Source organism: Burkholderia lata, from assembly GCF_902499025.1.
Classification (GTDB): domain Bacteria; phylum Pseudomonadota; class Gammaproteobacteria; order Burkholderiales; family Burkholderiaceae; genus Burkholderia; species Burkholderia lata_C.
This window is the reverse complement of the sequence record NZ_CABVPW010000046.1, coordinates 39,079-53,327: the sequence shown is the minus strand read 5'-3', so window position 1 is coordinate 53,327 and position 14,249 is coordinate 39,079. Positions and strand designations below refer to the sequence as shown.

General features: G+C 61.3%; 13 protein-coding genes and 1 pseudogene. 4 read left to right on the top strand and 10 right to left on the bottom strand.

The annotated features are described in order from the left end of the window. Positions 1-281 precede the first annotated feature (281 nt). Positions 282-884, bottom strand: coding sequence for an amidase family protein (locus BDI24065_RS41595; protein WP_368040801.1), 603 nt, complete (start codon positions 882-884; stop codon positions 282-284). A 153-nt stretch (positions 885-1,037) separates the two neighbouring features. Continuing rightward, a pseudogene (locus BDI24065_RS41590) lies at positions 1,038-1,419 on the bottom strand (amidase family protein). A 435-nt stretch (positions 1,420-1,854) separates the two neighbouring features. On the opposite strand from BDI24065_RS41590, the gene BDI24065_RS34190 reads away from it, so the two are divergent. After that, positions 1,855-2,766, top strand: a complete 912-nt coding sequence (locus BDI24065_RS34190) for a LysR family transcriptional regulator (protein WP_175034907.1) — start codon at positions 1,855-1,857, stop codon at positions 2,764-2,766. Here BDI24065_RS34190 and BDI24065_RS34185 read toward each other — a convergent pair. Together BDI24065_RS34185 and BDI24065_RS34180 are read right to left on the bottom strand one after the other, a co-directional pair. Then, a complete protein-coding gene (locus BDI24065_RS34185; protein WP_175034906.1) occupies positions 2,747-3,979 on the bottom strand; it encodes a phosphatase domain-containing protein in 1,233 nt (410 codons plus the stop codon). The genes BDI24065_RS34190 and BDI24065_RS34185 overlap by 20 nt on opposite strands. A gap of 220 nt (positions 3,980-4,199) precedes the next feature. After that, positions 4,200-4,436 (bottom strand): hypothetical protein, encoded by a 237-nt coding sequence (locus tag BDI24065_RS34180; RefSeq protein ID WP_175034905.1) that lies wholly within the window; start codon positions 4,434-4,436, stop codon positions 4,200-4,202. A 250-nt stretch (positions 4,437-4,686) separates the two neighbouring features. Between BDI24065_RS34180 and BDI24065_RS34175 the strand changes: the two genes are divergently transcribed. Next, positions 4,687-5,877, top strand: a complete 1,191-nt coding sequence (locus tag BDI24065_RS34175; protein WP_175034904.1) for an IS110 family transposase — start codon at positions 4,687-4,689, stop codon at positions 5,875-5,877. 350 nt (positions 5,878-6,227) lie between these two features. Here the strand turns inward: BDI24065_RS34175 and BDI24065_RS34170 are convergent, their stop codons facing one another. Together BDI24065_RS34170 and BDI24065_RS34165 are read right to left on the bottom strand one after the other, a co-directional pair. After that, a complete protein-coding gene (locus BDI24065_RS34170) occupies positions 6,228-6,386 on the bottom strand; it encodes a hypothetical protein (RefSeq protein WP_175034903.1) in 159 nt (52 codons plus the stop codon). Between the two features lie 149 nt (positions 6,387-6,535). Next, the gene (locus BDI24065_RS34165; RefSeq protein WP_175034902.1) at positions 6,536-7,024 is read right to left on the bottom strand and encodes a hypothetical protein; all 489 of its coding nucleotides are present in this window, start codon (positions 7,022-7,024) and stop codon (positions 6,536-6,538) included. Positions 7,025-7,062: 38 nt separating this feature from the next. Between BDI24065_RS34165 and BDI24065_RS34160 the strand changes: the two genes are divergently transcribed. Further along, complete coding sequence (locus tag BDI24065_RS34160; RefSeq protein ID WP_175034901.1) at positions 7,063-7,332, top strand: hypothetical protein; 270 nt, start codon at positions 7,063-7,065, stop codon at positions 7,330-7,332. A gap of 369 nt (positions 7,333-7,701) precedes the next feature. On the opposite strand, the gene BDI24065_RS34155 is transcribed toward BDI24065_RS34160, so the two are convergent. Then, on the bottom strand, positions 7,702-10,950 hold the full coding sequence (locus BDI24065_RS34155; RefSeq protein WP_175034900.1) for a hypothetical protein: 3,249 nt from the start codon (positions 10,948-10,950) through the stop codon (positions 7,702-7,704). Between the two features lie 1,163 nt (positions 10,951-12,113). Here BDI24065_RS34155 and BDI24065_RS34150 point away from each other — a divergent pair. After that, the gene (locus BDI24065_RS34150; protein ID WP_254609917.1) at positions 12,114-12,914 is read left to right on the top strand and encodes a response regulator transcription factor; all 801 of its coding nucleotides are present in this window, start codon (positions 12,114-12,116) and stop codon (positions 12,912-12,914) included. Between the two features lie 13 nt (positions 12,915-12,927). Here the strand turns inward: BDI24065_RS34150 and BDI24065_RS34145 are convergent, their stop codons facing one another. The 3 genes from BDI24065_RS34145 to BDI24065_RS34135 are packed head-to-tail and all read right to left on the bottom strand — an operon-like array spanning position 12,928 to position 13,876. After that, positions 12,928-13,089, bottom strand: coding sequence for a hypothetical protein (locus BDI24065_RS34145; protein WP_175034899.1), 162 nt, complete (start codon positions 13,087-13,089; stop codon positions 12,928-12,930). Between the two features lie 33 nt (positions 13,090-13,122). After that, the gene (locus BDI24065_RS34140; RefSeq protein ID WP_175034898.1) at positions 13,123-13,356 is read right to left on the bottom strand and encodes a hypothetical protein; all 234 of its coding nucleotides are present in this window, start codon (positions 13,354-13,356) and stop codon (positions 13,123-13,125) included. Continuing rightward, on the bottom strand, positions 13,334-13,876 hold the full coding sequence (locus tag BDI24065_RS34135; protein WP_175034897.1) for a hypothetical protein: 543 nt from the start codon (positions 13,874-13,876) through the stop codon (positions 13,334-13,336). The genes BDI24065_RS34140 and BDI24065_RS34135 overlap by 23 nt, the downstream gene beginning before the upstream one ends. Positions 13,877-14,249 lie beyond the last annotated feature (373 nt).

The following is a 14,249-nucleotide window of genomic DNA, read 5'->3' as shown; positions in this document are numbered from 1 at the left end:
GCTCGCCGTCCCCCGGCCGGATCTCGTGTGGGACCGCATCCGCACCTGAGTCAATCGTCAATTGACCTGTAGCGTGGATTTGCTTCAATCCATGATCGACGTCGTGCCGTCGCCGCGGGGATAAGCTGCGGCGGCGTGTCGATCTCCACCGACGGCGTCGTTCACTGCCGAAGAATTGTTCACGACAGGCTACGTTCCCGGTGCAACGGCGGCACACCGGACACGAAGCGACGCTTATAAAACCGAAATCGACCTGATCCTTGCCCTTGAGTGTCGGTTGATCACATTGGGTTCCCTTCCCATACCCTCGGCCGCCGCCTGCTCCACGGCCGCGATTGCTCCAGTTGCCCCGCAAGCCGCAGCAACCTGTCTTCACGTGCGAAACCCGCCGCGAACTGCAGCCCGATCGGCAACCCCGTCGCGGGATCGCTCGCAAGCGGCACCGACATCGCCGTCCCGCCCGCGACATTGAACGGCGGCGTGAACGGCGAATGCCGGAATACCCGATCCGTCCACTCGAGTCCGCTCATCGATTCCGAACCCTGCGCATAGGTGCCGATGGCCGGTGCACGATGCGGCAACGTCGGCGTCAACAGCACGTCGAACCGCTCCAACCACGCGCCGACAGCGCGTGACGGTAGCGCGGCCGCGTAATCCGTCGCCCACGCGTGCCGGCCGTACCGGACGCACGCGAGCGTCGCCGGTTCGAGCGTCGTTGCGGCCCAGATCGTCGCGCTCGCCTGCACTAGCGCCTCCCACGACACCCCGATATCCGGCGTCGCGAGGCTAACGTGATAACCGAGCCCTTCGAGGTGACGCGCGGTGTCGTTGACGGCTTCCGCGATCGCCGGATCGGTGCGGTCGCCGTTCCACGGGTCGATCATCAAGCCGATCATCACCCGCCCGGGAACGCGGCCAACCTCGAAAAGGAAGCTGTTCGCCGGGGCGGATGTGATGTACGGTTCGCCAGCTGCGTCGCGGTTCTGCACGGCATCCAGCAACGCAGCGCTGTCCCGCACGCTGCGGCTGACGCCCAGCTAAAAGCAGAATCCGGAGAACACTTCGTCCAGCGCCGGTCCGTTCGAACTGAGCCCGCGCGTCGGCTTGAGTTCAAATAGTCCGTTGTACGCGGCCGGTACCCGGATCGACCCCGCCGCATCGCTCGCATGCGCGACGGGGACGACACCTGCCGCGACGGCCGCCGCTCGAGCCGCCCGCGCTCAGTTCGGGCTGCCACGGGTTGCGCGTCGCGCCATGTAGCATCGATTCGGTGGTCGTGCTGAACGCCATCTCCGGCGTCGTGGTCCGGCCGGTCGTGACCAGGCCTGCTTCGCGAAAGCGCGTCATCGGCGCCGAATCGCCGGCCGCCACGCATCCTTGTGCAAGGCGGCTGCCCAGTTCGGCGCGCTTGCCCGCCACCGAGATGGCGATGCCCTTGATCAGGAAATCCACGCCGGCCAACGGCCCGCCGCTGTCCAGCGACACGCGTCCGCTTGCGTCGAGCGGCCAATGCTCGACGATTGCGTTGGGTTCCGGATTGACGGCACCGGCCGCCGCGCGGGCCAGTTCTGCGGGAGTCACGTCCCGGGTAGCGACGAGCTTGGGCCAAGCCGACGCCGTCAAGGGTGGCGTATTCGCCGAGATTCGTGGGGTTCACCGGTGGGTTCGGTACCGGTGAAGATAGGGGATCGGCGCGCCGCCGATTAGCCCGTCTGCGTGGCAAGCATTACCCCATCGATGGAACAATGGCCGTGTTAGCCTTTCGCTCAATGCCGGAATTTTCCACTACCAAATGGGACAGCTTTGTGGGCTGGGGTCACCATCATCACGACCGGTCCGGACAAGAATGCATCCATGGCAAGGGATCTGAACGACACGCTCATCTGCGTCCGCGTCGCCCAGGCGGGCAGCTTCACCGTCGCGGCCGCCGCGCTGCAGATTCCGAAGACGACCGTCAGCCGGCGCATGCAGGAACTGGAAGCGCATCTGGGCGCGCTGTTGCTGCACCGGGCCACGCGCAAGCTGCGGCTCACGGAGGCAGGTACGGCCTACTTCGAGCAATGTCGCGCGATTGCCGACCAGCTCGAGGTGGCCGAAAGCACGGTGCACCAGTTGCCCGACGGCCCGCGCGGCTGGCTGCGCGTGACCGTGCCGTATTCGTTCGGCGTCACCTGGATCGCCCCGCTGATCACGGGCTTCTGTTCGCGCTACCCCGATGTTCGGCTCGAGATCGTCGCGACGCATGTCTCGCTCGACCTGTTCGCCGAAGACGTCGATATCGCGCTGCGCTTCAGCATCCTCCCGGATTCGAGTCTGGTCGCGCGGCGCCTCGGCAGCGTCGCGACGTCGATCTATGCGAGCCCCGCGTATCTGGATACCCACGGCGCGCCGTCGGGGCCGGACGACCTGCGTCGCCATCCGGCTCTGGCGCTGCATCAGGCCACGAGCACCGGCTGCTACATCTGGACGCTGCGCAAGCCTGGCCGCAAGCCGGAACACTACCCGCTCGACTCGGTGATCGTCGCAAGCGATCCCGCGTTGATCCTCGATGCGGCGCGCGCCGGACAAGGCCTGATGCTGGCGATGGACATGAGCATGGAGCCGGACGTCCAGACGGGCCAGCTGCGCCGCGTATTGCCCGACTGGATGGGACCGCGGCAGGACCTGAATGCGCTGTTCCCGAAAGAGCGCCCGCCGTCGCTCAAAGTGCAGGCGTTCGTGCGTTATCTCCAGGCACAGTTGCGCTTCACCGACCGTCGTGCGTGAGATCCCTACGTGACGCGCGCCATTCGCTCCAGGTTTGCGGCTGCCCGCCCGGGTTTTGTACCGCGTATTGATGGAACAAATAAAGGAACGACAATCGGTCTTGTCGAAAGACGGCGTTCTGTCCACCGATCTTTTTCAATTCATAGCGCCCAAGCCCGCCTTGCCGATCGATGATGCCGTCCGCCGATACACGTCGAGCGTTGCGCAACATGTCATAGACCGCCATGAACGTGGTCGTGCGCCCTCTCCCCCCCTTGCAATGCACGTGCATTGCCGCACCTGGCGGCAACTGGCGGACGATATCGACGAACCGGTCGACGGCATCGTTGTCCGGCCGCAGGTGGTCGGTGACCGTCAGGCGGGCATATCTTGCCCCGGTGCGTTCGACGAGCGCCTGCTCGCTGACGATCTCCGGACGATGTAGCGTAACCGACCTCATGGGCCGGGTGCCCGTCTTGAAATCTTCCGCGCTATCGATCTTCAAATGCTCGCTTCGACGAAGATCGTCAATCCAGGCGGCTTCGCGCTGCAACGCTTCGTCGTGTGCAAGACCCACGTTGGCCCAGTCTTTTGGGCCGCGTAGCGTCAGCGTGTAACTGTCCGCCACCACGTGCGGCTCCTGACGGAGATCGACGATATAGAGCTGCTCGAGATTCTGAACGTTCGCCGCGCGCGCGATACGCCCGATTTGCCCGGTCGTCGCGATCGTATCGCTCCCCGACAGCCGCAATTCGCCGAGTCCTTCGAGGTTCAAGTGATCGGGAAGGGCGTTCAGATCGTTCGTTGTCCGGAAGTATCTGAAATATTCCGCACTACCGTCCTGATGGTTAGGCGGTGGCGTGTAGTCGTAGGTCAGGATCGGCTCCATCTCTCGGTAAGGCTGTGCGAAGCTAGGCTTCCTCGGCGGGGATGTGACAAGTGGAGGCCTGGCGGGATCTCCGTCATCGGGCGAGTTCAGTCGCGTTGAAAAAAATGACGACAGATCCGAATGCGGACCGGAATTCTCGACAAACGACGGCCTTCGTTTCACCTCGTGAATATCGACGGCATCGGATTTCAATCCTTCCTCAACCGAGGTTCCGGAGCCGTGCAAATTCCCGATTTTAGTCATGATATTCCACGAATGAATGATCGATTTACTTAAAATAACAGGTTTGCAGAAACCCACATTAAATTTGGATTCCAGATTGATGCCGATTTTCTCGGCGAACAATGAAATCTGCCCTTGAAGACGAGCCGCCTCTTCCTGGTTCTCGGAATTTTTTAATTAAATAAGTTCGTTCAGGCTGGAGTTATTAATTAAATCCCCTCAATACACTGCTTTTGTTCATAATTCTTTCGCTGCAATCGACCAATGTCTTTGTCTTGCTTTTTGACAACCCAGACGCTATTTTATCGACAGCATAGAATTTCAATTCTAGCGCCTCATTATTTTAGTTGAGATGATCTGCTTCCGACTTTGCCGTGACAGGCTCTTCGCGGAGTCCTGAAATTTCCAGATCTTTCATTTTTATCACATCTTCATTTTCCTCCCTAAAAACTTCCTTGCTACTACGATCGTTCTTTATTGACTCATTGTGTCGCTCGATTGCCTCTGATTTGCGATTGACTTCCAAACGAAAGGATTCCGAATAATTGCTTACTTGCGAAGCCTGATCACCCGGCAGCATCCACGATTTCCTTATACCCCCCCGTTACTATCTTCGCGCCCCGATAATTGAGGCTTTGGCCAGCCAGGCCCGGCACGATTCCCGCCCCCAGTCGCAGTCATGATCCGGGGGGTGTTGTCACCGGGCCTGGTGGGTGGCTGGTGATCGCTGATAGGGGTTTGGCCGGGATTTCCCGACGCCGTCCGTAACGTGGATGCCGAGACTTGCCACCGTTGTTGCAGGCCAATCCGTTCACTCTGCTCATACTTCGATGCAAGACACTCAAAAACATGGTGCCGTCGATGTCTTCGTCGGCGTCGATGTCGATGTCGGTAAAGGCCAGCATCACGCCGTTGCGCTCGATCGGAACGGCAAGCGTCTGTACAACAAGGCGCTACCCAACGACGAGGTCAAGCTGCGAGCCCTCATCGCCGAACTCAAGACTCACGGTCGACTCCTGTTCGTCGTCGATCAGCCGTCCACCATCGGTGCACTTCCTGTAGCCGTCGCCCGCGCTGAAGGCATACTCGTCGCCTATCTGCCGGGACTGGCTATGCGCCGCATCGCCGACCTACATGCAGGCGAAGCCAAGACCGATGCCCGCGACGCCGCGATCATTGCCGAAGCCGCTCGCTCGCTTCGCCTGGCCGACGAGCAACTCGCGGAGCTCACCATGCTCTGCGGCTTCGATGACGACCTCGCCGCTCAGGTCACACAAACCAGCAACCGCATTCGCGGCCTGCCTACTCAGATCCATCCGGCGCTCGAGCGCGTTCTCGGACCGCGCCTTGACCATCCTGCCGTGCTCGATCTACTTGAGCGCTACCCGTCGCCCGCCGCGCTTGCCACCACCAGCGAGAAGACGCTCGCCAACCGCTTGGTCAAGCTCGCACCGCGCATGGGCAAGAGCCTGGCGACGGAGATCGTTCAGGCACTTAGCGAACAAGCCGTGATCGTCCCCGGCACGCAGGCCGCCACCATCGTCATGCCTCGCTTGGCCCAGCAGCTCGCTGCTTTGCGTAAGCAACGCGCCGAGGTTGCCGCCGAAGTTGAGCGGCTTGTGCTTGCTCACCCTCTTTGGCCGGTCCTGACCAGCATGCCGGGAGTCGGCGTCAGGACCGCCGCCAGACTCCTGACCGAAGTCGCCCACAAGGCCTTCGCCTCGGCTGCCCACCTGGCGGCCTACGCTGGCCTCGCGCCGGTCACCCGGCGCTCAGGCTCGTCGATCCGTGGCGAGCACCCATCTAGACGGGGCAACAAAGTGCTCAAGCGCACCTTGTTCCTCTCTGCCTTCGCTGCCTTACGAGACCCGGTCTCACGAGCCTATTACTCGCGCAAGATCCAGCAAGGCAAGCGCCACAACCAAGCCCTCATCGCACTGGCACGGCGACGCTGCGACGTCCTGTTCGCCATGCTGCGTGACGGCACCATTTACCAACCCAAGTCAGCCCCTAACGCTTGACGAAGGACATAGGCCCCCCATATCCGACTCAAAATCCTCGATCTTGATCCCGGATGCCTCAAGTTGCGATTTAAAATCCTTGTTCTCGTCACTCAATGACTTGATTGCGCTCTTCATGGCCTTCCCTCGCGCCCGGGATTTCGCCTTCTGGACCTTTGTTCGCTTGTCGCGCAATTCCATTGCGCTTCACAATTTGACCAACGGTTCGCCAAGATTTTCATTCAACTTCGCAAAGTCATGAACTTTTTCGTGTGGTAGCCTCCCATTCGGTTTCCGACGAATCATGAGCTTCGGCGAAAGCAAACGGGCTGGAACGAAATGTCGATCGATCAGATCCCTTGTTAAACTCCTCATCCGAACAATACTTCCGCAGCGTGATCGCGCGAAAGCGCACCGGTAGGCGTATTTTCATGGGGCGGGTTATGGGTAGTTTTCTCGAGCAGCGCATCCGCCGACGAACTGATTTCTGACGGCGTCGTGGCCTGAGTTGTCCGCAGGATATTGACCATGGATTCCTCGCACAAAAAATGTGGAATCTCAAAATATGACGCATTACCAAAACGCCGGGACGCCAGGAGCGAACCGAGTAGGCATTTTACGAACGATCGATTGTCGGAGCGTGTGGCGCTGAAATAGCGACTCGTGCAGACCTGACAGGTCATCTCTGGTACGCCCCCCGATCAACCCGTCCGTTGACTACGCGAGGCGATCCGACATGGTCGTATATGCCTTCGAGCCATGCGCCGAGGTCGATGCCGGTGCCGATTGCCGGAGACCCTGATGCCACATGCAGATCCGGCGTCGTGACATCGATGAAGGGCGGGTCCGCCAACGCTCCGGCCGCCTCGCTTCCGCTTGCCTGCTGAAACGCCGCGCGCATCGTCGATGTCGTGTCGTTCCAGATCCAGCGCGCTGTCGACGCACCGCCCTTCGTGAGGTACAGATTGTTCTGGAATGCCGCAGGGACGCTGTCACCCGACACCGGGCTGTTCACCAGCACACCCCGGTCATTGGCGTACAGCAGGTTGTCGGCGAACAGGTTGTTGCGCGCATTGATCCGGACTAGGCACGCGCAGGCCTGCGCGACCCTTTCATGTGCAGGATGTCGTCCTAGACTACATCGCTGAATGCATGCCTGCGGGTTCAACGCAAAATAAGGTTTCTTTGGAAATATCGGATGATCTGGTGGCGCTCGGTGACCGCCTCGGGATCGAGCAAAGCGCGCTGGACAGGTTTCGACAAGATTATTTCTGGTCCAATCCACCCAACCAGCGAAAAGCGACCCTTGACGGCAGGGAAGCCCAACTGGATGCCGCCGCAAAACAAAAGCTCGATTCGCGGCATTACGGTACCGTGCGCGCGGCAATCGACGACGTCATCAAGCAGGTACGCCATACCGCGCATCGCACGGAAAACCCGGAAGGTGCGGTGCCGACGAAAAGGCCGCGTCTCTGAGTGCTCCCTGGGTTTGCGCGCAACCAGTGCTTCACGCGAGGGCGCCTAGGCACACGCCGGCGCTTGCCTCGCGTGGCATCAGCGCAACCTCGGTGTCGCGCCGCTCACCCTTCAGGTCCGTGCCTCGATCGAACGCCTGAACCGCTCGTTTCCCGATGCAGGTATCGACCGCATCTATCCCGCCGAAATCGTTGCATCAGCGATAGCCCACCTGTTCTGTCGTGCGTGGCGCTCGTACAGAGCCCGCGCCGGATTCTTCCGCCTTGCGATCTCCAGCAAGACTGAGCGATACGGAGCCTGACGCTGTCTCGCGCATGTTACGGTCCAGCTCACGGGTACCCGTCCCCGTAACCCGCAGGAGGTCGCCCCTCACCCCCGCGGCGCATCGTGTCGTGGCCAGTTCGGATCGAGCCGATCCGCCTCGCGCGGCGTCAGCTTCAGCGCCGCGACCTCACGCTCGCCGCGCGCGCCTTTCTGGGTCGCGACCTGAATGCCGAACCGTAGCCCGGCGGCGACTTGCCGGTCACACGCCTGTATCGTCAGAAGCTCCGTTGGCATCCACGAATCGACACGCTTGAGCAGCGCATCACGACGATCCCGCAACCTGTCGATTTCGGGCGCATGCGCTTTGCCGCGACGACTTGCGCTCAATGACGCGATCCTGTCATCGAGCAGGCCGGCTTCGCTCGCCGCGTGTTCACGAAGGCGCCGCCTCAGGACGAAGCGCAAGTTCGGCACGCGGTTCTCCGCGATATGGGACAGGTACTTTTCTATTATTTTACTACCCGCTGCGAGCGCCCGTTCGTAGTGCTCCGTCGCCGTGGGCATCGGGTCCCCTGGCGCCGCCCCGAAAGCCAGCATCCACGCGGGATCGGCGCGCAATGCCCGCTTGTATTGATCGAAGTTCGCGAACTCAATGTCTGCGGTGGACGAACGAACCTGCAGCTTGCCGCGTTCGCGTACAAACGTCGCCTTTGCTTGGTGGAACGAATCGTGCAGCGGTAACTGGAGCCCGATGATATTGGGGGTGAGCATCGACACGGTCGCCAGGTCGGTCGGATCGGATGCGCCCTCCTGCAGACTTTGCAACTGCTCGCCGATGCTGCTGTTCACGCCCACGCGAACGCCGACCCGATGGCCGCTGCCGACCCGATGCCCTTCGATTCGGGTCTGGCCGCTTTCATCGACCGAATCCAGCTCCGCGCGGCGCACCCATCGATAGGCGCCCCCAACCACCCCGTTCGCCCGCGCCGAATACTGGCCGGCGCCGATCTTGACTCCAGCCCGCAAATCAACCGTGGCATCGACCTGCCGCAATGTACCGTGCTGGTCATTCCACGAAACCGTGAAAGCGTCGTTATCGAAAAAGAGACTGCCGAGCTCGTTCCACAGCGTCCGCTCGCTTTTACCGCGGCCGGCGTTTTCAAACAGATATCGGTTGACCACCTTGAGTTGCGTCCTGCCGGCACGGTCGTCGTACGCGTCGCCGTCGGCATTCAAGCGTCGGGCAATGCTCAAATCGACCGTGCGTTGGCGCGCATCGTCCCATTCGTGCCCGATATCGACGTTTGCCGCCACGCGCGCGATCTGGATGTTGTGTCCCACCTGAAGACCGCCACCTGCCTCGTAATGGTGTCGGCGTTGCGTACCGAAGCTGATCTTGTACGCGGCCGTACTCCGGCTGAACTCGAGTATCGACTGATGTCCGCGCGACGCCTTTAGGTTGAGCCGTGGCACCAGCCACGGGAACGACGCGGCGACCGCGCTGATGCCGCGCGTACTTGCGCCGACTACGCCGCCGTCGGTGATGACCGCCTTGCCGCTGCCTTCAAGTGCGTCAATCATGCGATCGCCCGCCTCGCGAAAATCCTCCGTCCGCGTGCCGCGCGGCGTGATCGGCTTCCCCAGCGCAATCCGGTCGATCGCGTCGACCTGGCGGCTCACATCGGCCGGCACGTCATCGCCGATGCGCGTGCGCCAGAGCGCGATCTTTTCTGCATCCAGCACGTCCGATCCGCCGATCAGGTATTGGCGCACACGATTGAGCATGCGGGCGCGCTCGCGAGGACTGCTGTCGGCCACCGCGAGCTGGTCGCGCAACGCCGTGAGCCGCCGACGCACGCGGGCTTCACGAAGGGTCGGGCGGGCATCGTTCGGCGCACCGCGGTGAGCGCCATGTGGCCCGCCCAATCGGGCGAGACGCTCGATCGTCGCATCGTCGAGGGTGTGCACGACACGCTCAGCGATGAGGCCGATCGTGTCGTCGTTGAACTTCATCCCGTTCTCGACGGACTGGCGATCATCCCCGGACGCGGCATCCCTGGTGCGAGACAGTTCCGCAAGGACGGCGCGTTCGGCCGCGCCGACGATCACGTGAATCGCATGGCTGTCCTTCCTCAACTTTCTGCTGCCCGATGTGCGGTCGCCGCGGGCAACGCTGCGCTCGTCCAGTGCGACGAAGACGTCGCGCAGCGAGTCGTTGAGCACCCTTTTGTCCTTTTCCCAGGCGCCGAGGCTTGCGCCTTGCACGCCGTCGCGCATCGCGGCGACAGCGCTTTTCCGATACCCGAACGGCCGGATCGCGGCGGCCAGCTTCGAGCGCCGCGACGCAACGGGTATGGCATCGTCCTGTTCGTCGGCAACCGGATCGACGTGATCCGAGGTGGCGTACGGAATCGTATGGTTCAGGAAGCGCGCCATCCGGCTCTTCATCGCGGCGAACGGCGTCCCGGGGCCGTCCACGAAGTAACCCTGGCGCCCGGCGAGCAATGCGCCTTTGTCCGCCGCGCTCAATCCGTCGGCGCGCCCGTTCCGCCACAGCTGCGACGCTGCACGCACGACCCATGCGGCATGCGCCCCAGGCGTAGCCGCCGTATCGTCCGCCAATGACTGCGCCATACGGTCGACCGCGGCCGGATCTGCCTCGCACCGCGTCGCGTCCACCAGATGATCGGCGGCTTGCAGCCATACTCTCGGCGCGTACCGCGCCGCGTGGTCACCGGCCGGCCAGGTCCGGCCGGCCAGTGCCCGCGCGCACGCGTAACCCTGCGTCGTCGCGGCGAGCTTCTGGGCTGTTCGCCATGCAAGCGCCGTAAGACGATTGTCGATGAACCCCGACTCCCGCGTCTGCTGCGATTGAATCGTCAGGCCCTGCCGCATGCGGAGCAACGCACGTCTGGCAAGCCCCGGATGGGCGGACGTCGCCTCGGCAAGCGCGACGACCAACAATTCGCTTTGCGGGGCCGACACGCCCGATGAGGCAGCCTGCCTGACATCCGCGACCAGGCGGTCGATGCCTGCGCCGTCGCTGCCCGAGAAGCAACGGTGCGCCGTCCCGGCAACCGCGTCGACATCGTCGGGATGGACCTCGGCTGGCGCCGCAGCGGCAGCGTTTGCCCGAAAACCGCCAAGAGCCCTCTGCATCGACCGCACCGGTTTGCGCATTGCGCTTTTCGGAGACGCGTCGGCAAGCGACACATCATTCGTCGCCTCGGAAAATGCTGGTGGCAGGACGGCGACCTTCCTGGACGGTGCTTTCGTATGGTGCGGGAGGACCGGCGGGCCTTTCGTGCCGAAGGTGAGGATCGACAGCGCGGTCAGGTCCAGCGGAAGATTCATTCGCTTCGGTCGAGCAAAAGAATTGGCGACCGATCGTGCGCTCGACGTCATGCCGGATCTCAGCGCTGCGAGGACACCGGTATCCCGACCCGCGTCGGTATTCTCTGCTGTCGACGGCGCAACGGCTGGCGTATCGGCCGTTTCCGCCGCCGAGTACATGGGCGGCGGCGTGGATAACGCGTCGGGTAAACGAGTTGACATCGCTCCGCATCGATCTGATGATGGAATCCAGTCACTATCGCGGCTGGACGTGAAACTTCCATGACCTTCACGCTGACTGCCGGGCAAATCACGATGATATGGATTCCTTCTTTATTGACGTGTCAGCTCGATATCGCAACGATGCGTTGCGATGACGACGCAGACGGATGGCACCCGATCGGGTCGATCTCGCGTGGCCCGCTTCATCCGTGGTTACCGGATCGATGCGTCCGGGCATTCGGCTGATGCGAAGCTCTGTCCTGCAATCGGAACTCGTCAGCATCCGCCGATCCGGCGCTTGCCCCGCTTGATTCGTCGACCCAACCAGTTCTTCTCCTGCATCGCCGTGTACCACCATTGCGTTGCAGAAAATCCTGACGGGTCTTGTCGGCTCGAACGTGTCGACTGCGGCTGACGAACGCAAAGTGCATGGTCCGATTGCCGGGGCTTCGTCACCCCTGATCCCGACACGCGCCCCATGAGATCGATCGCATGGCATGGAGGCGTTGCATGCGGCAGCCATCGGCGTGATCGCGGAAGCAGGTCGCACGCGTCCGCCCGTGTGGTGAACCGTTGTATTTCCGGGTCAGGCGCCCTGGCAATACTCAATAAAATTCAGTCGAATATTACATTTAGTAATATTCAGACGAAACCCTTGCGCCCCGAGGCCGGGACGGGCGCGATGCCAATTTTTTGTGCTCAAAGCGATCAAATGCCCACAGTTTGCGAAGCCACAGAACAACGTAATTTTTCAAAATTTCTCTCAAATATCTCGAATTTTCTCGATCTCCGCCGCCATAAATCCGTCTCTTCCTAACCTTGAAGACACACGCCGCCCCTTTTTAACAAATTGTTACGGACCTAGCGAACGCCTCCCCCTACCTTTCGTTGGCCGGGACACTCGCCATTGCGTCCTCCTGAGGGTCCCGGTTAAAGATAGCGCTACCTTTGCGAGGTGCCCCTTGAAGCTGGCAATATTTACCCATGATTCGGCGTTGTTTCACACGATCCAAAGTTGCCTGGCGGACGATGGCGTCACCTGCGCACGTTATAGCAAAGACGTCGATCTGGCGCGTGCACTGCATCGCGAAGAGTTCAGCGCGATCGTGTTCGACGCAACGGCGGGCATGGATGCGTCCCATCCGGTCCTGGCCCGGCGTGCGTGTTACGGAGACCGGCGCGCGCCCTTGATCGCAATCGGCGAGTTCCTCGCACAGGACCGGGCGATTGCAGCACTGAGCGCAGGCGCCGACGACATCGTGCTGAAGCCGGTCGAGCCGCGCGAGCTGCGCCTCAGGCTCCTGCTCGCGGTGCACCGTTTTGCGGGCCAGCCGTCGGTGAGCAACGCTTCGCAGCCGGCAGCCGACGAAATCGGAATGGGCATTTACCGGCTAAGCCGCCGAAATGGCAGCGTGGAAATAAACGGCAAGGTGATCCGGCTGACCACGCGCGAATTTGCGATCGCCTGGGTCCTGTTCTCGCAACAGGGGAACTATGTGACGCGACGCGCAATTGCCGCGACGGTCTGGGGCAGTTCCGAAGAGATTGTCGGGCGCACCCTCGAACAGCACATCTACAAACTGCGTAAAAAGCTGCTGCTCGACGGCGCGTTCGGCATAGTATTGCGAACGATGTATGCGCACGGCTACCGGATCGAGCGGGCCGTTGAACGTGTGATGGAGCAAATCGTCGAACCGGTCGAATCGCGCCTGCTTCGGACGAAACTGCACACGAGCGACAACGAGGCGACGTTCACGAATTAGTGCTGGCAGTGATTCAGAGGTGGCGCGGCATTACGACCCGCGCCACGAGCGACACCGCTTCCGCCTGCACTCCCGGCATGACGAAACCCGTGGCGCCGCTGACGAAGCGTTCAAGACAATAGCTAGCGCTCGTCAGGATCGGTTTACCTGTTTCCTCGGCCAGTTCGCTCGACACCTTCATCTCCTCGGTACTGAATCCGTTGTCACGCTAATCGATCGACTTAAGGTTCGTTTTCTCACGCAAGGCTGCGGCGAGCGGTTCGACGAGGCTCCTCTTGCGAGCCGCACCCAGACCATTGTCTTTCAAGTCCACCGATTCCAGCGTCCGGTTGGTACGCAACAGATCGAAAGTCGCGTTTGCAGTCAGCGCGCTCCGCCCCAACGCTTTCTTCGCCAGTTCGGTCGAGTCAAGGGTGGTGTTATCGCGGAGCGCATTCAACATCGTCACGGCGTTCGTGGCGAAAGCTGAAATTTTCACCGAGATCGATCGATTTCAATTTCAAGGAACTGCCTTCCCCCAGCATCTTCGCCAGTGCATCCGCCCCTTCAGGGTGCCACCTCAGCCAGTTGCCCCTGAATTCCAGTGACGTGATATTTTCTATTTTCACGTAATGCCCCATAATCTTCGTGGAATTTTCGCCGTCGCGCTCCCCGAAATTATCGTTCATGTTTATTGATTCAAGATTCTTTGCCTTCTTTACAAAATCAATAGCTGCAGCCGTCACGTCTGCATCCGATCCCAGGTTGTTTGCGGCCACATTTATCATCTGGAGCGCATCGACCGACGCGAGCGCATTCAATATCGGTATGGTTCTTTCAGGATTCTTGCCAAGAGAATTCTGATGGAGTTTCACCGATCTCAGGCCACGCCTCTTTTGCAGCAGAGCCACCAGATCCGCGGTCTCGGTCGGTGTCATTCTCGACGAACCTCGTACTTTGACGACGGCATCCGCATTTTTCATTCCCCCGTATGCGCGGACGTCAAGGTCCCTCTAGTGCGGATAGATCTGCCCAAGATTCTGTAACCCCCTTCAATCATGAACCCGGACAGCGGTCGTAAAACCAATCGTCAATGCGCGAGTCGTCGTGGAGACCTCACGCAACACGCGACGGTCCTTCATCAGAGTCAGCCCGGCCACCAGTCCGAACAACTCGGTCGGCAAGGATTCCAGCCTGCTCCGTCGTGCCGCAGGCAGGTCCGAAGTCGGGCTCGTTGCTTCAACCCATTCAGGCCGGACGTGCTCGACATTCGCGGCAGATGGTTGCTCTCTCGACAGCTTCAGCCCCGTGACGACTCCCGTGTAAACAATATTCCGGCTCGAAGCCGAGCCGGTC